Genomic DNA, 16327 nt, shown 5'->3' with positions numbered 1-16327 from the left:
CATACGACTTAGTGGCGCGACGGCGCTGCGGCATCGATGGTTGTGGCGGCAAAAGAACCCTCTACACACCCACCGAGCCACAGCTTGGACCGCTGCGTGAGGTAGAATCACACGCGGGGGATGTGCGTGTGAGGCCGAGATGGCAACACCACCGGAGTAACAGCCTCCTGCGTCACGCCGCGGTTGCGACCATGCCGTGCAGATCGGCGGGGTCACCGTAGGTGGAGGCAAGCCGGTCGTGGTGCAGTCGATGACCAACACCGACACCTCCGACGTGGCCTCCAGCGTCAAGCAGGTGGCCGAGTTGTGGCGTGCGGGTTCGGAAATGGTGCGTTTGACCGTCAACACCGTTGAAGCCGCTGCGGCGATCCCGCGCATCGTCGACAAGCTGGCGATGATGGGCATCGACGTGCCGCTGATCGGTGACTTCCACTACAACGGCCACCAGCTGCTGACCGCCGAGCCGGCGTGTGCCGAAGCGCTGGCCAAGTACCGCATCAACCCGGGCAACGTCGGCTTCGGCAAGAAGAAGGACCTGCAGTTCGCCCAGTTGATCGAGTTCGCGATCCGCTACAACAAGCCGGTGCGCATCGGCGCCAACTGGGGCTCGCTGGACCAGGCCCTGGCGGCGAAGCTGATGGACGAGAACAACCACCGCGAACAGCCCTGGGATGCCGGCCGCGTGCTGCGCGAGGCGCTGATCCGCTCGGCGCTGGACTCGGCCGGGCAGGCGGTGGAGCTCGGCCTGCCGCGCGACCGCATCGTGCTGTCGGCCAAGGTCAGTGGCGTACAGGAGCTGATCGCGGTGTACCGCGACCTGGCCCAGCGCTCGGACTTCGCCCTGCATCTGGGCCTGACCGAGGCCGGTATCGGCAGCAAGGGCATCGTCGCCTCGTCCGCAGCGCTGAGCGTGCTGCTGCAGGAAGGCATCGGTGACACCATCCGCATCTCGCTGACCCCGGAACCGGGCCAGTCGCGTACGCAGGAAGTGATCGTCGCCCAGGAACTGCTGCAGACCACCGGGCAGCGTGCCTTCACGCCGCTGGTCACGGCCTGCCCAGGCTGCGGCCGCACCACCTCCGAGTTCTTCCAGGAGCTGGCCAAGGTGGTGCAGAACCACGTGCGCGAGAAGATGCCGCTGTGGAAGATCCACCACCCGGGTGCAGAGAACATGACCCTGGCGGTGATGGGCTGCATCGTCAACGGGCCGGGTGAGTCGCGTCATGCCAACATCGGCATCTCGTTGCCGGGCACGGGTGAAACGCCTGCAGCGCCGGTGTTCGTCGATGGCGAGAAGAAGGTGACCCTGCGTGGCGACAACATCGCCCAGGAGTTCGTCGCCCTGATCGACGATTACGTCGAACACAAGTATGTCCGAAGCGCCGGATAAGCCTGCGATCCTCGCTGCACCGGAGTCCGCCTCCGGCTTCCGCCACTGGATGGCGCGCAATGCCTGGCGCCTGGTCCTGCTGTTCGGTGGCGTGCTGCTGCCGCTGGCCGGCTTCGTCGCCCTGGCTGACGAGGTGCACGAGTTTGAATCGTTCCATTTCGACGCCCCCCTGCTGTGGCAGATGCATGGCCTGCATTCGCCGCTGCTGGACCGCTTCTTCGTGCTCATCTCGAAACTGGGCTACGAATGGTTCCTGATTCCGGCCGACGTGCTGATCATCGGCGTTCTGCTGGGCTACCGGCGTTGGCGCGAGGCTACGTTCGTGGCGGTCAGCTTCGTCGGCTCGGCGCTGCTGAACATGGGCAGCAAGCACTTCTTCCAGCGCCAGCGCCCCAGCCTGTGGGAATCGATCGCGCCGGAATCGACGTTCAGCTTTCCCAGCGGCCACGCGATGGGCTCGATGACCCTGGCGGTGACCCTGGTGCTGCTGGCCTGGAACACCCGCTGGCGCTGGCCGGTGCTGCTGCTGGCACCGGCATTCAGCCTGCTGGTCAGCGTGTCCCGGGTCTACCTGGGGGTGCATTACCCCTCCGATATCCTGGCCGGATGGTGTGCCGCGCTGGTTTGGGTGGTAGGGTGCTATCTGGTCATGTTCAGTCGCCGGCACCCATGGCGACGTCACGGCTCGCCGCCAGCGAAGGCCAGCGAAGCATCATCACAGGGGGATTGACGTGGATGGCCCTTGAGGGACGTCTACGTGATAGATCAGTTGTTTCGTTGCAGCAGGTTCTGCAAGACAGGGGGCAAGCACAACGCGCGGTAGTGTGATGCGCAAGGCAGATTGCCGGGGTCGCATTCCGAACGCGCTTGCAGGGGTATCGGCACCCTGCCTAGCTTGACCTGCAATGGCCGCATTCGAAGAGGTACGTGAATGACGATTCGAGTCTACCTGGTGGATGACCACGCGCTGGTCCGCACCGGGATGAAGATGATTCTGTCGGGGGAAACCGACATCGAGGTGGTGGGCGAAGCCGAGACCGGCGAAGACGCGCTGCGTGAAGTCCGCCAGCTGCTGCCGGATGTGGTGCTGTGTGACCTGCACCTGCCGGGTGTGAGCGGGATGGAAGTGACCGAGCGCATCGTGCGCAGCCACCGCAATACCCGCGTGGTGATCGTGTCGGTGCTGGAAGATGGCCCGCTGCCGAAGCGGCTGCTCGAAGCCGGTGCTGCCGGCTACATCGGCAAGGGCTGTGATGCGCAGGAGCTGTTGCGCGCGGTGCGTGACGTGGCCGGTGGCCGTCGCTACCTGGGCACCAGCATCGCGCAGAACCTGGCGCTGTCGACGGTGGAAGGCAACGGTTCGCCGTTCGACAGCCTGTCGCCGCGCGAGCTGGAAGTGGCGTTGCTGCTGACCCAGGGCCTGCGCCAGGAAGACATCGCGCGGCGGCTGAGCCTGAGTGCGAAGACGGTGAACACGCACAAGGCGCGGTTGTTCGAGAAGATGGGGATCCACGACAATATCGCGTTGGCGCGGATGGCCAGCCAGTACGGGCTGGTGGATCCAGCACGGCCGCTGTAAGGGGTTCGGCCAACGGCTGAGCCCCTCGCGGTAGTAGTGCGGTTGGATTGTGGTGGTTGGCCGGGCGGATGGGCTGTGCAGGGGGCGCTGCAAGTACGTCCCTGTAAGCTCGGTCGCCGCTTGCTCGTGTGCGCTGTCCTGCGCACACGGCAAGGCCAGGGTTGGGCGTCCTACCCAACCCGCCCGAGGCGTGCCTCGGGCCCATGCGACTCACGCCCTGCACAACCCATCCGCCCGGCCACGGACAGTTTCCGTGCGCCGCCACCGCGGAATGAAGATTGAAGAGCAGGAGCGGGTCGCGCGCTTTGCGCGCTCGTTACCCGGGGGCGGATCACTTTCCCGGTGGGAAAGGCTCTGACCCCTGATGATGCCGGAGCCGAGCATGGGCTCGGCTCTACACCTTTGTCGGGCTCAGTGGCCGCGCACGCGCTTGATGATCTTGGCGGCGTCTGCGGCGCTGGCGCGCACCTTGTCCCATTCGCCGTTGGCGATCCAGTTGCCCGGCACCATCCACGAACCACCGATGCAGACCACGTTCTTCTGCTCGAGGTATTCGGCAGCGGTGTTTTCCGTGATGCCGCCGGTCGGGCACAGCTTCAGGTCCGCCACCGGCCCGGCCAGTCCCTTGATCATCGCCAGCCCGCCCACGGCCGTGGCCGGGAACAGCTTGCACACGCGGAAGCCGCGGGCGTAGAGCGACAGCAGCTCGGTCGGCGTCGCCGCACCCGGCACCACCGGCAGCGGTGCGGCGGCCAGTGCATCGGCCAGTACCGGCGGCGTACCCGGGGTCACCAGGAAGTCCGCGCCCGCATCGATCGACTGCTGCATCTGCTCCACGGTCAGCACCGTACCGGCACCCACCACCACATCCGGCAGCTCACGCTTGAGCATCGCCAGCGCTTCCATCGCCACCGGCGTACGCAGCGTCAGCTCGATCGCCGGCAAGCCACCTTCCAGCAGCGCCGCACTGACCGCCCGCGCCTGGTCCAGCGTATGAATCGTCACCACCGGCAGGATGCCCGCCGCATGCAACAGCTCCGCCGCCTTAACCTGATGTTGTTCGATACCCATGCTTTTGCCCTTGCCTTTGCTCTTCTTGATTCAGTGGCCGCAGCGCAAATGACGCGCCGGGAATTGTCCAAGGGCAGTAGAGCGCCCTGGCCGGGACCGTGAGCGGCATGGATGCCGCGACCGAGCCCCCATGGATGGGTTTACAGCGTGTCCCGGCCAGGGCGCTCTACTGCCCAAGCCGGGAAGCCTGTCGCGGCTTTTCGCTTCAGGCGTCTTTTGCCTCATGCGGCGCCGCCGCCGCCGCGGCATCGTGCCCCAGCTCGTATTCCGCGTCGTACTCCCACGGCCCGCCATCGGCTGCCGCCGGCCCGCACGAAATCGAAATCGCGCCCTGGTCGGCCGGGCCCACCACGCGACGGTTGATCGCGAACAGATTGCGGCCCATATCATGCGCGGCAGGCGCGGTATTCGGCGCCAGCGGGCGCGCGGCCCATTCGGCCGCGTCCACCAGCACTTCCAGCGTGCCGGCCTCGCCATCCAGGCGGATCATGTCGCCCTCGCGCACCTTGGCCAGCGGGCCACCGCGTGCCGCTTCCGGCGTCACGTGAATCGCCGCCGGAATCTTGCCCGAGGCGCCCGACAGGCGGCCGTCGGTGACCAGCGCCACGCGCCGGCCCTGGTTCTGCAGCAGGCCCAGCAGCGGCGCCAGCGAATGCAGTTCCGGCATGCCGTTCGCTCGCGGGCCCTGGTAACGCACCACCGCCACGAAATGCTCGGGCAGCAGGCCACCGGCATGCAGCTTGTTCAACACCTGCGGTGCATCGACCACCACGGCCGGTGCTTCGATCGTGCGGTACTGCGGCTTCACCGCCGACAGCTTGATCAGCGACTTGCCGAGGTTGCCACGCAGCAGGCGCAGGCCACCCTGGTGCTCGAACGGGTTGTCGACGCCACGCACCACTTCGTCATCGGCGCTGCGTTCCAGGCCCGGCAGATAGACCAGCTGGCTGTCGCGCAGTTGCGGTTCGCGTGCGTAGTCGGCCATGCCGCCACGCGCGACGCTGACCAGGTCGCCGTGCATCAGGCCGGCCTTGATCAGTTCGCCGAACACGAACGCCGGGCCACCGGCAGCCGCGAAGCGGTTCACGTCGGCCTCGCCGTTCGGATAGACGCGGGCCAGCAGCGGGATCAGCTGCGACAGTTCGTCGAAGTCGTCCCAGGTCAGCACGATGCCGGCCGCACGCGCCACCGCGATCCAGTGGATGGTGTGGTTGGTCGAGCCGCCGGTGGCCATCAGCGCGATGACCGCGTTGATGATCGCGCGCTCGTCGATGATCCGGCCCAGTGGGCGGAAGTCGTCGCCCAGTGCGGTGATGTCCAGTGCACGTTCGGTCGCTTCGCGGGTCAACGCGTCGCGCAGCGGCGTGCCCGGATTGACGAACGACGCGCCCGGCAGCTGCACGCCCATTGCTTCCAGCAGCACCTGGTTGGAGTTGGCCGTGCCGTAGAAGGTGCAGGTGCCGGCGCCGTGGTACGACGCGGACTCGGCTTCCAGCAGTTCTTCGCGGGTGGCTTCGCCGGCGGCGTAGCGCTCGCGTACTTCGGCCTTCTGCTTGTTGGGGATGCCCGGGGTCATCGGGCCGGCCGGCACGAACACCGCCGGCAGGTGGCCGAACGCCAGCGCACCGATCAGCAGGCCCGGCACGATCTTGTCGCACACGCCGAGGTAGACGGTGGTATCGAACATGTCATGGCTGAGGCCGATCGCCGTGGCCTGGGCGATCACATCGCGCGAGAACAGCGACAGTTCCATGCCACCACGGCCCTGGGTGACGCCGTCGCACATCGCCGGCACGGCGCCGGCCACCTGTGCCGTAGCACCGAGCTCGCGGGCGATGTCGCGGATCTGTTCCGGATAGGTCTCGAACGGCTGATGCGCCGACAGCATGTCGTTGTAGGCGGTGATGATGCCGAGGTTCGGCGTCACCCCGCCGCGCAGGCGGCTCTTGTCGGTGCCGCCACAGGCGGCGAACCCGTGCGCGAGGTTGCCGCAGCTCAGGCGGCTGCGGAACGGGCCCTCACGCAGGGAGGCGTCGATCGCGGCCAGATAGGCGGCACGCGAGGCGGCGCTGCGGCGGATGACACGCTCAGTGATGGCTTGCAGTTGCGGATGGAGGCTCATTGGCTACCGGCGTTCGTGGTGGCGAGAGGCAAGCGGCGGCGCGGCGCCGCCGCCGACATCAATCAGCCCAGTGGACGCGCAGCCGCGCGCCTTCCAGGTTGATCGCGTTGAGGATCGGGTACTGCTGGGCGTCGTTGCTGTCCAGTGCCTGGCGCAGCACCTGCAGCTTCTGCTTGCCGCGCAGCAGCAGCAGGCGCTGGCGGCACTGGCGCAGGCCGTGCGGGGTCAGCGTGATGCGCAGCGGCCACTGGTTCGCGCCCGGGCAGCCGGTGGCATCCAGTGCCGCGTAGGGCAGGGTGCTTTCCAGTGCACGGGCCAGGTCCCTGGAGCCCGGGAACAGCGAGGCGGTGTGGCCATCGTTGCCCATGCCCAGTGCCACCAGGCTCGGCGGCTGGCTGTGCTGGGCCTGCAGGTTGGCGGTGTAGACGCATTCCGGCAGCGGCTTGCCGATGCGCACCAGCGGATCGAAATGCGCACCTTCGGCGCGCTTGAGCAGGTTCTCGCGCACCAGCCAGGCATTGCTGTCGCGGTCCTGCGGCGACAGCCAGCGCTCGTCGGCCAGGCTCACTTCCACCCGGTCCCAGTGCACGTCCAGTTCGGCCAGCGCCTGGTAGACCGGCGCCGGCGTGGTGCCGCCAGACAACAGGATGCGGGCGCGGCCCACTTCGTTGATGTCGTGGTTGAGGGTCTGCGCCATCTCGGCGGCCACCGCCTCGATCCAGCCATCAGCATCGCCGTGGTTGATGAATTCGATGCGATCGTCGTGGAAGGTGGGGCTCATGCGGCAACTCCAGGTGCGTCACGTTCGGCGTCGGCGGCATAGGCGGCGGCGCCCAGCAAGCCGGCGTGGGGATGCATCACGGCCAACGAGGGGACCCGCGCCATGATCGAAGAGAACCGCCCCTTGTGTTCGAAGCGCTGGCGGAAACCGGAGTGCTGCAGCGAATCGAGCATCTTCGGGGTCAGGCCGCCGGTCAGGAATACGCCGTCCCAGGCACCCTGGGTCAGTACCAGGTCGCCAGCGATGGCGCCGAACACCGCGCAGAACACATCTACGGTGCGCATCGCCTGCGGATCACCGTGCAGGGCACGGGCGGTCACGTCCACCGGCTGCAGCTGGCCGGGATCGATACCGGCCATCTCGCACACGGCGCGATGGATGTTGACCAGGCCGGGGCCGCAGATCAGGCGCTCATTGGAGACGCGGCCGAACTGCTCGGAGAGGATTTCCAGGATGCGGATCTCCTCCGGGGTTCCCGGCGGGAAGCTGACATGGCCGCCTTCGGTTTCCAGCGGGTAGCAACGGCCATGACGCAGGATCAGGCCGCCGACACCCAGGCCGGTACCCGGGCCGATCACCGCGTAGTTGCGCGGCTGACCGGGCTTGCCCGGGACCCAGGCGGCGCCGCCGACCTGGACCACGTCATCGGGCTGCAGCAGCGAAATCGCCATTGCCTGTGCGGCGAAGTCGTTGATCAGGTGCAGCTCGTTGAAACCGAGCATCGCTGCGGTGCGGCTGCGCGAGATCACCCACGGATGGTTGGTGATGCGCGCCTCGTCACCGTCAACGCGACCGGCAACCGCGAATACGCCGCGGCTGGCCGTGGCGCCGATCTGTTCCAGGTGGTGGCGCGCTGCATCACCCAGCGACGGGAACTCCGCCACCGCGTACTCGCGGATGCTGTCTTTCTGCAGTGGTGCGTCCTGCGTCGTGTCAGCCAGGGCGAAGCGGGCATTGGTGCCGCCGATGTCGGCGACCAGCACCGGCTGCGGGCTGGCACTCATGCCGACGCTCCGCTGTCCGGCGCGTCCACGCCCTGCGGCAGGAACTCGCCCGCATTGCTCGGACCCCATTGGCCGGCCGGGTAGGGCTCCAGCGGCAGCTTGGCGTCCTTCCATGCGTCAGCGACGCTGTCGATCCAGGCCCACGCTGCGCGCACTTCGTCATCGCGCACGAACAGCGTGTGATTGCCGTTGAAGGCATCCAGGAACAGGCGTTCGTAGGCGATGCGGCGGTGCAGGCCGGTCGGCACCGACAGTTCCAGTTCCAGCGGATGCAGTTCCAGCGCGCCCCATTCCGGGCCGGCCAGGCTGCTCATCAGGCCCAGCTCGATGTTCTCCTGCGGCTGCAGCTGGAACACCAGGCGGTTCGGTGCGGCCTGCGCACGCTGCGGGCGCTCGAACAGCCAGTGGGTGACCGGCTTCAGCGTGACCACCACGCGGGTGGTGCGCTCGGGCAGGCGCTTGCCGGTGACCAGGTGGAACGGCACGCCGCTCCAGCGCCAGTTGTCGATATGCGCGGTGACACCGGCGAAGGTTTCCACGTCGCTGCCTTCCGGCGGCTGGTAGGCCTGGGCCGGCTGGCCGTTGATGGTGCCGGCGGTGTAGCGGCCACGGATGCTGTCACGCGCGGCGTGCTTGGCATCAAGCGGGCGCAGGGCGCGCAGCACCTTGACCTTCTCGTCGCGGATGCGATCTGCTTCCAGCGACGCCGGCGGTTCCATCGCCACCATGCACAGCAGCTGCAGGATGTGGCTCTGCACCATGTCGCGCAGCGCGCCGGAGCGCGCGTAGTAGGCGTCGCGGCCATCCACGCCTTCGCTCTCGGCCACCAGGATGTGCACCGATTCGATGTAATTGCGGTTCCATACCGCTTCCAGCAGCGTGTTGCCGAAGCGCAGCGCGATCAGGTTCTGCACCGCCGCCTTGCCCAGGTAATGGTCGAGACGGAACACGCGGTCCTCGTCGATCCACTGGCCGATGGTGCTGATGATTTCCTCGGCGCTCTCGCTGTCGCTGCCGATCGGCTTCTCCAGCATCAGGCGTGCCGGTGCGGCGAGGGCGCCGCCCTTGGCCAGGCCTTCGCAGGTGGAGATGTACAGGCCCGGCGGGATGGCCAGGTAGCTGACGCACTTGCGGTGCACCAGGTCGGAGACTGCGGCGGCAACCGAGTCGACGTCGCGCAGATCCACCGAACGGTAGTCGATGCGGCGCAGCAGGGCACTGATGTCGTCCTGCGTGGCCATCGGCATGGCCTGCTGCAGGCGCGGCCGCAGGATGTCATGGAAGGCTTCGGTGTCATGCCCGGACAGGGCCAGCGCACGGATGCGGAAGTCCTCCGGCAGCAGGCCGTCGCCAAGCAGGCGAAGCAGCGAAGGGAACAGGTAGCGCTGGGCCAGATCACCTGTGGCACCGAACAGGAAGAGGGTGTCGTGCATCGCTCGAGTTTCAGATCCGGGTGACATCGTTGTCAATCGCTTCATGGCTGGGTTCGGGGGACATCCGCGCAACTGCCTGTCCGAGGTTCGTCGGGGGCGGTCTCCGGGGTACCGGAAGACCGTTCCATTCGAAACCACTGCCTCGGCGGAAGCTTCGTTCAACCGCCGACGCAGATCGGTGCGCACCGATCATCGGATAGTGCCACGTGAAAACGTTTACATGGCAGAATGGGCAACTGTATTCGATTGCAGTGCTCGCCGTCATGCGGCAGGCGCGCAATCATCACTGCCATCGGGAGGGCCGAGGCAGTCCCAAAAGACAGCCCGGCTTCGGGCGGACCGGATAGGTGATATGGCAAAAGTGCAGTTGCAGGGTGTGCGCAAGGTCTATGACAACGGCCAGGTCGCGGTGAAGGACGCCAGCTTCGAGGTCGCCGATGGCGAGCTGATGGTGCTGGTCGGTCCGTCCGGCTGTGGCAAGTCGACCCTGCTGCGGATGGTGGCTGGCCTGGAAGAGATCAGTGGTGGCACGCTGACCATCGGTGACCGCGTGGTCAACGACGTGGCGCCGAAGGATCGCGACATCGCCATGGTGTTCCAGAGCTACGCGCTGTATCCGCACATGACCGTGGCCGAGAACCTGGCCTTCGGCCTGAAGCTGCGCGGCCATGACAAGGCGACCATCGACAAGCGCATCGCCGAAGCAGCGCAGACGCTGGGCCTGACCGAGATGATGGACAAGCTGCCCAAGGCGATGTCCGGCGGCCAGCGCCAGCGTGTTGCGCTGGGCCGGGCGCTGGTGCGCGAGCCGGCGGTGTTCCTGCTCGACGAACCGCTGTCCAATCTGGATGCCAAGCTGCGCCACAGCGTGCGCACCGAGATCGCGCAGCTGCACCGCAAGCTGGGCACCACCATGATCTACGTGACGCACGATCAGGTCGAAGCGATGACCCTGGGTCAGCGCATCGTGGTGCTGAAGGATGGCGTCATCCAGCAGATCGATACGCCGATGGCGCTGTACGACCGCCCGGCCAATCTGTTCGTGGCGGGTTTCCTCGGCAGCCCGGCAATGAACGTGCTGCGTGGCACGCTGCAGGGCGATGCCGGTGGCGTGACCGTGGTCGACGGCGAATGGCGTGCGCCGCTGGGCCAGGCCACGATCGATCCGGCGTGGTTGCAGAAGCCGATCGCGGTGGGCGTGCGCCCGGAGCACCTGCAGCCGGCGGCTGCCGATGATGCGCATGCATTCACCGCGCGCATCGAAGGCATCGAGCCGGTCGGCAACGAGATATTCGTCAATCTGAGCAGCGGCCAGCATGCGCTGACCATGCGCGTGGCGCCGCAGACGCTGCCGGCGGTGGGCGAGCAGATCCGCGTGGCGATCCACCCGCAGGGCCTGCATTTCTTCAGCCCGGAAACCGGCGAGCGCCTGTAAGGGGTAGTGCCGGCCGCTGGCCGGCAACCTCAACCGTGCGTGGTTGCCGGCCAGCGGCTGGCACTACCACTCCTGCGCCGAAGGCGTGCGGACCAACGGTCCGCACCCACCGGGCTGGTCAGAAGATCCACGCCATGCGTGGATGAGAGCCCTTCAGATTCAGCGTGCCAGCCCATCCAGCAACGGCATGCGCTGCGCCACGGCACCACTCACCTGCAGATCCGCATCGCTGGCCTCCAGCGGCAGCACTGCCAGTGCCAGGTCGCCGGCCACGCAGGCAATCGTGCCCAGCGCCGCGCCGTCCTGCTGCACACCATCGCCGGCCTGCGCCGGTGCTGCGGTATGCAGCAGCTGCACCGCGCGCTTGGCCTTGCCGAGGAAGTGGGTGCGGGCAACGATTTCCTGGCCCGGGTAGCAGCCCTTCTTCACGCTGTAGCCGTTCAGGCGGTCCAGGCCCAGCTGCTGCGGGGTCCACACTTCGCGCTGGCTTTCTTCCAGCCGCGGCAGGCCGTAGCGCAGGTCGGCCTGGCGCCAGGCCAGGGCGAAAGCGGCCTCATCGTCTTCACTGCCGGCGGCGAAGGCCTCGGCGGTGCCAATGCGCAGGGTGCGTGGGAGTGCATCGCTGCCCAGATCCAGTTCCCAGCCGTCACCTGCAGTCTGCGCAATCGCGGCGCCGCTGGCGGCCTCGGGCGCGGTAAACGCGCCGGCCGCGGCCAGGTCGCTGCGCACTGCCACCTTCACCTTGCGGCGGAACACGAAGCGCTGCAGTTGCGACGCAATCGCATCGGCATTGCCGTCGGCCAGCACCAGCAGCACGTGGTCTTCGGCCAGCCGCAGCAGCTGGAACACTGCCAGGGTGCGGCCCTTGGCGCTCAACCAGGCGCTCCACTGCCAGTGCAGCAGGGGCAGGGCGGTGACGTCGCTGCTGAACTGGGCGTGGGCGAAAACGGCCGCATCCGCGCCCTGCAGGCTCAGCAACTGGTGGCCGGGCAGGCGCGGATATCCGACGAAAGCAGGGGGCAGGTTGTCAGGCACGTGAACGAGGTCTAAAATTTGTGCGTTGCGAGACCGAACATGATAGGCCAAACAACCCCCACTCCCGACGACGAATCTGAAGCCCCGCTGGTCCCCGCGGCACCCGTGCCCGTGGAACAGGAAAAAGCAGAGGAATTCGGCGGCCGCGGCGGACTTGATCCGGTGCGGTACGGCGATTGGGAGAAAAACGGACGCTGCATCGATTTCTGATCAGCATTGAGCCAACGCGGCCACGTGCCGCCCAGCCGAGACAACGAGCCCAGCGAATGGCGACCAGACAACGCCCACTTTCCCCGCACCTTCAGGTGTATCGCTGGCAGATTCAGATGGCCACCTCGATCCTGCATCGAGCCACTGGCGTCTTTCTGTCTGTTGGTGCCCTCATCATCGCCGCCGGCCTGCTGGCCCTGATGATGGGGCCCGAGTCCTGGAACTGCTTCACCGGCCATGCCGGGGCCTGGTATGGCCGCGTGTTCCTGTTCGCGTGGACATGGTCGTTCGCCTATCACCTGTGCAATGGCATCCGCCATGTGGTGCAGGACTTCGCCATCGGCTTCAGCATCCCCGCCTTCATCCGCAGCAGCTGGCTGTCGGTCATCGGCAGCCTGGTGATCACCCTGCTGGTGTGGGCCTATGTGATGTTCGGAGGTGCCGCGTGAGCAAGTTCCGTACCCCGTTGAAGAGCGTGCGCGGCCTTGGTTCGGCCAAGACCGGCACCGAGCACTTCGTGCACCAGCGCCTGACCGCCGCCGCCCTGGTGGCACTGGGCATCTGGTTCCTGGTCTTCGTGCTGAGCCTGCTGGGCTCGGACTACGCGACCGCTGCCGCTGCCGTGGCCAAGCCGTGGAATGCCGTGCCGCTGATCGGCCTGCTGATCGCCATGTTCTGGCACGCGCAGCTCGGCATGCAGGTCGTGCTGGAAGATTACATCCACGAATCGCTGCTGGCCCTGGTGCTGCAGACCGCGGTGAAGTTCGTCGCCGTGCTCGGCATGATCGTCAGTGTGTTTGCGGTGGGCCGCATCGCCCTCGGCGTTGCCTGAGCCCAGGCACCAACACAGGAATCCAGATTAGATGTCCGCTTACAAGATCACCGAACACAAGTACGACATGGTCGTGGTCGGCGCCGGCGGTGCCGGCCTGCGCGCCACGTTCGGCCTGGCCGCCAAGGGCCTGCAGACCGTGTGCCTGACCAAGGTCTTCCCGACCCGTTCGCATACCGTTGCCGCCCAGGGCGGTATCTCGGCCGCGCTCGCCAACATGGGCGAGGACGACTGGCGTTACCACTTCTTCGACACCATCAAGGGTTCGGACTGGCTGGGCGACCAGGACGCCATCGAATACATGTGCCGTGAGGCCATCCCGGCCATCATCGAGCTCGAACACTACGGCGTGCCGTTCTCGCGCACCGCTGAAGGCAAGATCTACCAGCGTCCGTTCGGTGGCATGACCACCAAGTACGGCGAAGGCCCGGCGGCGCAGCGTACCTGCGCGGCGGCCGACCGTACCGGTCACGCGATGCTGCACACCCTGTACCAGCAGTCGCTGAAGCACGACGCGCGCTTCATGATCGAGTACTTCGCGCTCGACCTGATCTTCGACGATGAAGGCGCCTGCCGCGGCGTGCTGGCCCTGGACATGTCCGACGGCACCCTGCACCTGTTCCGCGCCCAGGGCGTGGTGCTGGCCACCGGCGGCTACGGCCGTGCCTACTTCAGCGCCACCTCGGCGCACACCTGCACCGGCGACGGTGGTGGCCTGGCCATGCGTGCCGGTATCGCCATGCAGGACATGGAGTTCGTGCAGTTCCACCCGACCGGCATCTACGGCGCCGGCTGCCTGATCACCGAGGGTGTCCGCGGTGAAGGTGGCATCCTGCGCAACAGCAGCGGCGAGCGCTTCATGGAGCGCTACGCACCGCACTACAAGGACCTGGCCTCGCGCGACGTGGTCAGCCGTTCGATGACCATCGAGATCCGCGAAGGCCGCGGCGTCGGCGAGCACAAGGATCACATCCTGCTCGACCTGACCCACCTCGGCCCGGGCGTGATCGACGACAAGCTGCCGGGCATCGCCGAGAGCGCCCGCATCTTCGCCGGTGTCGACGTGCACAAACAGCCGATCCCGGTCATCCCGACCGTGCACTACAACATGGGCGGCATCCCGACCAACTACCACGGCGAAGTCGTCCGCAAGGATGGCGACAACCCCGACGCGGTGATCCCGGGCCTGTACGCCATCGGCGAAGCCGCCTGCGTGTCGGTGCACGGTGCCAACCGCCTGGGCTCGAACTCGCTGCTGGATCTGGTGGTGTTCGGTCGTGCGGTGGCCAACCGCTGCGCCGAGACCATCAAGCCGGGCGCGTCGCACAAGCCGCTGGCGTCTGATGCCTGCGACAAGGCACTGGGCCTGCTGGACAAGCTGCGCCACGCCAACGGCGATACCCCGACCTCGGTCATCCGCGATCGCATGCAGCGCACCATGCAGGCCGACGCGGCGGTCTTCCGCACCAGCCAGACGCTGAAGGAAGGCTGCGAGAAGATGGACAAGATCTTCGACTCGTTCCAGGACGTGAAGGTCTCCGACCGTTCGCTGGTGTGGAACTCGGACCTGATCGAGACCTACGAGCTGAACAACCTGCTGCTCAACGCGGTGGCGACGATCAACTCGGCCGAACAGCGCAAGGAAAGCCGCGGCGCGCATGCGCACGAGGACTTCCCGGACCGCGACGACGTCAACTGGCAGAAGCACACCCTGGTCAGCGTCGACGAGAAGGGCAAGTGCAGCTTCGACTACCGTCCGGTGCACATGTACACGTTGACCGACGACGTGTCCGTAGTGCCGCCGAAGCCGCGCGTGTACTGATCCGACCCCGCCTACCATGCAATCCGCGCCTACGGGCGCGGGCCGCCTGAGCCAACGAGAGCAGCCATGGCCGAGTTTTCACTCCCCAAGAATTCCAAGATCACGAAGGGCAAGCACTTCCCCGTCAAGAACGGCGGCAAGAACGTGCGTACCTTCAAGATCTACCGCTGGAGTCCAGACGACGACAGCAACCCGCGCACCGATACCTATGAAGTTGATCTGGACGCCTGTGGCCCGATGGTCCTGGACGCCCTGATCAAGATCAAGAACGAGATCGACCCGACCCTGACCTTCCGCCGCTCCTGCCGCGAAGGTATCTGTGGTTCGTGCGCGATGAACATCGATGGCACCAACACCCTGGCCTGCACCCGAGCCATCTCGGACTGCGGCAAGAAGGAAGTGCCGATCTACCCGCTGCCGCACATGAACGTGGTCAAGGATCTGGTTCCGGACCTGACCCACTTCTACGCGCAGTACGCCTCGATCAAGCCGTGGATCCGCACCCAGACCCCGGCACCGCCGGACCGTGAGCGCCTGCAGTCGCCGGAAGACCGCAAGAAGCTGGACGGCCTGTACGAGTGCATCCTGTGCGCCTGCTGCTCGACCAGCTGCCCGAGCTACTGGTGGAACGGCGAGCGTTACCTGGGCCCGGCGATCCTGCTGCAGGCCTATCGCTGGATCATCGACTCGCGCGATGAGGACACCGGTGCGCGCCTGGACGATCTGGAAGATCCGTTCAAGCTGTACCGCTGCCACACCATCATGAACTGCGCCCGGACCTGCCCGAAGGGCCTGAACCCGGCGCTGGCGATCGCCGAGATCAAGAAGCTGATGATGGAACGCCGCGCCTGATCGGCTCTGGCTGTACCCGGTAGAGCCACGCCATGCGTGGCTGTGCCACCCCAGTAGAGCCACGCCATGCGTGGCTTTGCTGTATCTGGAGAAACACGATGGAAGAAGACGTTCTGCTGAAGAAGCTGCGCTGGCGTTGCCGCCGCGGCATGCGCGAACTGGACCAGCTGTTCGGCCGCTACCTGGACCGTGAGTGGAGCGGTGCGCCGACCGAAGAGCGCGAGGTTTTCCTGTTCCTGCTCGACTGCGAGGACGATAAGTTGTGGCGCTGGTTCATGGGCTATGAGGCCTGCCCACATGCGCACGCGATTCCCCTCATGCAGAAGATCCTCGCCCTCAAGCCTTGAGTGGCGCCCCTCGCGGCTGCAGGCCGCCGCCCAGCTGGCGGTGCTGCTGGCCGCACCCTGGCTGCTGCGCGCATCGGATCTGCCGCCCCGGCTGCTGACGCCCGCAGTGTTGCTGGCCTGGGGCATCGGGTTGGCCGAACTGGCCTGGCGCCAGCGCAGGCCACGCGTGCAGGTGCTTCTGCCGGTACCGCCTGAGCCGCTGCAGGTGGCCGGGCAGGACGTCGATGCACCACAGCTGGTGATGCGCGGGCCCTGGCTGCTGTTGCTCTGGCGTGAGGGCCGGCGCCGCCGGCGCCTGCTGTTCTGGCCCGATGTGCTCGATCCCGGGCAGCGACGTGAACTGCGTCTGGCCGTGGCTGCACGTGCCGTTTCCCGTCGGCGCCGTACGATGGCACCATAAGCTGAATTGACTGG

16 protein-coding genes and 1 pseudogene are annotated in these 16327 nt (G+C 66.8%); 11 read left to right on the top strand and 6 right to left on the bottom strand.

Annotated features, from left to right (window positions below; translation table 11 throughout):
- Nucleotides 1–193: 193 nt before the first annotated feature.
- The 3 genes and pseudogenes from ispG to EKL94_RS10970 form a co-directional block, all read left to right on the top strand.
- Nucleotides 194–1390: pseudogene (gene ispG, locus EKL94_RS10980) on the top strand (flavodoxin-dependent (E)-4-hydroxy-3-methylbut-2-enyl-diphosphate synthase); the annotation flags it as partial.
- Nucleotides 1371–2120: a phosphatase PAP2 family protein gene (locus EKL94_RS10975; RefSeq protein WP_126929122.1), complete on the top strand. Its 750-nt coding sequence runs from the start codon at nt 1371–1373 to the stop codon at nt 2118–2120. The pseudogene ispG and the gene EKL94_RS10975, both read left to right, overlap by 20 nt.
- A gap of 201 nt (nt 2121–2321) precedes the next feature.
- Nucleotides 2322–2969: a response regulator gene (locus tag EKL94_RS10970; protein WP_004153112.1), complete on the top strand. Its 648-nt coding sequence runs from the start codon at nt 2322–2324 to the stop codon at nt 2967–2969.
- Nucleotides 2970–3380: 411 nt separating this feature from the next.
- On the opposite strand, the gene EKL94_RS10965 is transcribed toward EKL94_RS10970, so the two are convergent.
- From EKL94_RS10965 to zwf, 5 genes are all read right to left on the bottom strand, one after another.
- The gene (locus EKL94_RS10965; protein WP_126929121.1) at nt 3381–4040 is read right to left on the bottom strand and encodes a bifunctional 4-hydroxy-2-oxoglutarate aldolase/2-dehydro-3-deoxy-phosphogluconate aldolase; all 660 of its coding nucleotides are present in this window, start codon (nt 4038–4040) and stop codon (nt 3381–3383) included.
- 205 nt (nt 4041–4245) lie between these two features.
- The gene (gene edd / locus EKL94_RS10960; RefSeq protein ID WP_126929120.1) at nt 4246–6162 is read right to left on the bottom strand and encodes a phosphogluconate dehydratase; all 1917 of its coding nucleotides are present in this window, start codon (nt 6160–6162) and stop codon (nt 4246–4248) included.
- A gap of 58 nt (nt 6163–6220) precedes the next feature.
- A complete protein-coding gene (pgl, locus tag EKL94_RS10955) occupies nt 6221–6943 on the bottom strand; it encodes a 6-phosphogluconolactonase (protein ID WP_024958624.1) in 723 nt (240 codons plus the stop codon).
- Nucleotides 6940–7947 carry a glucokinase gene (gene glk / locus EKL94_RS10950; protein WP_126929119.1) on the bottom strand — a complete coding sequence of 336 codons (1008 nt, stop codon included), beginning with the start codon at nt 7945–7947 and terminating at the stop codon, nt 6940–6942. The genes pgl and glk overlap by 4 nt, the downstream gene beginning before the upstream one ends.
- A complete protein-coding gene (zwf, locus tag EKL94_RS10945; RefSeq protein ID WP_010484333.1) occupies nt 7944–9380 on the bottom strand; it encodes a glucose-6-phosphate dehydrogenase in 1437 nt (478 codons plus the stop codon). The genes glk and zwf overlap by 4 nt, the downstream gene beginning before the upstream one ends.
- A gap of 352 nt (nt 9381–9732) precedes the next feature.
- Here zwf and EKL94_RS10940 point away from each other — a divergent pair, with 352 nt between their 5' ends.
- On the top strand, nt 9733–10815 hold the full coding sequence (locus EKL94_RS10940) for an ABC transporter ATP-binding protein (RefSeq protein ID WP_126929118.1): 1083 nt from the start codon (nt 9733–9735) through the stop codon (nt 10813–10815).
- A gap of 159 nt (nt 10816–10974) precedes the next feature.
- Here the strand turns inward: EKL94_RS10940 and ygfZ are convergent, their stop codons facing one another.
- Complete coding sequence (ygfZ, locus tag EKL94_RS10935; RefSeq protein ID WP_126929117.1) at nt 10975–11850, bottom strand: CAF17-like 4Fe-4S cluster assembly/insertion protein YgfZ; 876 nt, start codon at nt 11848–11850, stop codon at nt 10975–10977.
- Nucleotides 11851–11889: 39 nt separating this feature from the next.
- Between ygfZ and EKL94_RS10930 the strand changes: the two genes are divergently transcribed.
- The 7 genes from EKL94_RS10930 (at nt 11890) to EKL94_RS10900 (ending at nt 16313) form a co-directional block, all read left to right on the top strand.
- Complete coding sequence (locus EKL94_RS10930; RefSeq protein ID WP_005409075.1) at nt 11890–12060, top strand: DUF1674 domain-containing protein; 171 nt, start codon at nt 11890–11892, stop codon at nt 12058–12060.
- Nucleotides 12061–12116: 56 nt separating this feature from the next.
- Nucleotides 12117–12509 (top strand): succinate dehydrogenase, cytochrome b556 subunit, encoded by a 393-nt coding sequence (sdhC, locus tag EKL94_RS10925; protein ID WP_024958620.1) that lies wholly within the window; start codon nt 12117–12119, stop codon nt 12507–12509.
- Entirely contained in the window at nt 12506–12892 is a 387-nt protein-coding gene (gene sdhD / locus EKL94_RS10920; protein ID WP_024958619.1) for a succinate dehydrogenase, hydrophobic membrane anchor protein, read from the top strand. The genes sdhC and sdhD overlap by 4 nt, the downstream gene beginning before the upstream one ends.
- Nucleotides 12893–12923: 31 nt before the next feature.
- Nucleotides 12924–14714: a succinate dehydrogenase flavoprotein subunit gene (gene sdhA, locus EKL94_RS10915; protein ID WP_049434180.1), complete on the top strand. Its 1791-nt coding sequence runs from the start codon at nt 12924–12926 to the stop codon at nt 14712–14714.
- Between the two features lie 66 nt (nt 14715–14780).
- Complete coding sequence (locus EKL94_RS10910; protein ID WP_005409079.1) at nt 14781–15566, top strand: succinate dehydrogenase iron-sulfur subunit; 786 nt, start codon at nt 14781–14783, stop codon at nt 15564–15566.
- 98 nt (nt 15567–15664) lie between these two features.
- Complete coding sequence (locus tag EKL94_RS10905; RefSeq protein WP_126929116.1) at nt 15665–15913, top strand: FAD assembly factor SdhE; 249 nt, start codon at nt 15665–15667, stop codon at nt 15911–15913.
- On the top strand, nt 15864–16313 hold the full coding sequence (locus EKL94_RS10900; RefSeq protein ID WP_126929115.1) for a hypothetical protein: 450 nt from the start codon (nt 15864–15866) through the stop codon (nt 16311–16313). The genes EKL94_RS10905 and EKL94_RS10900 overlap by 50 nt, the downstream gene beginning before the upstream one ends.
- The last annotated feature ends 14 nt before the right edge of the window (nt 16314–16327 follow it).

This window comes from Stenotrophomonas maltophilia, from assembly GCF_003970865.1.
In the GTDB taxonomy this organism is placed as follows: domain Bacteria; phylum Pseudomonadota; class Gammaproteobacteria; order Xanthomonadales; family Xanthomonadaceae; genus Stenotrophomonas; species Stenotrophomonas maltophilia_AR.
Note: the sequence above shows the minus strand (reverse complement) of the source record. Positions and strands in the feature narration are given on the sequence as shown.

Excerpts from the sequence above, each read along its gene's own strand:
- EKL94_RS10965 (WP_126929121.1), bottom strand. The coding sequence starts at position 4,040 with ATGGGTATCGAACAACATCAGGTTAAGGCGGCGGAGCTGTTGCATGCG.
- pgl (WP_024958624.1), bottom strand. The coding sequence starts at position 6,943 with ATGAGCCCCACCTTCCACGACGATCGCATCGAATTCATCAACCACGGC.
- EKL94_RS10910 (WP_005409079.1), top strand. The coding sequence starts at position 14,781 with ATGGCCGAGTTTTCACTCCCCAAGAATTCCAAGATCACGAAGGGCAAG.
- EKL94_RS10900 (WP_126929115.1), top strand. The coding sequence starts at position 15,864 with ATGCGCACGCGATTCCCCTCATGCAGAAGATCCTCGCCCTCAAGCCTT.
- glk (WP_126929119.1), bottom strand. The coding sequence starts at position 7,947 with ATGAGTGCCAGCCCGCAGCCGGTGCTGGTCGCCGACATCGGCGGCACC.
- sdhA (WP_049434180.1), top strand. The coding sequence starts at position 12,924 with ATGTCCGCTTACAAGATCACCGAACACAAGTACGACATGGTCGTGGTC.
- edd (WP_126929120.1), bottom strand. The coding sequence starts at position 6,162 with ATGAGCCTCCATCCGCAACTGCAAGCCATCACTGAGCGTGTCATCCGC.
- sdhC (WP_024958620.1), top strand. The coding sequence starts at position 12,117 with ATGGCGACCAGACAACGCCCACTTTCCCCGCACCTTCAGGTGTATCGC.
- EKL94_RS10940 (WP_126929118.1), top strand. The coding sequence starts at position 9,733 with ATGGCAAAAGTGCAGTTGCAGGGTGTGCGCAAGGTCTATGACAACGGC.
- EKL94_RS10930 (WP_005409075.1), top strand. The coding sequence starts at position 11,890 with ATGATAGGCCAAACAACCCCCACTCCCGACGACGAATCTGAAGCCCCG.
- EKL94_RS10970 (WP_004153112.1), top strand. The coding sequence starts at position 2,322 with ATGACGATTCGAGTCTACCTGGTGGATGACCACGCGCTGGTCCGCACC.
- zwf (WP_010484333.1), bottom strand. The coding sequence starts at position 9,380 with ATGCACGACACCCTCTTCCTGTTCGGTGCCACAGGTGATCTGGCCCAG.
- EKL94_RS10905 (WP_126929116.1), top strand. The coding sequence starts at position 15,665 with ATGGAAGAAGACGTTCTGCTGAAGAAGCTGCGCTGGCGTTGCCGCCGC.
- EKL94_RS10975 (WP_126929122.1), top strand. The coding sequence starts at position 1,371 with ATGTCCGAAGCGCCGGATAAGCCTGCGATCCTCGCTGCACCGGAGTCC.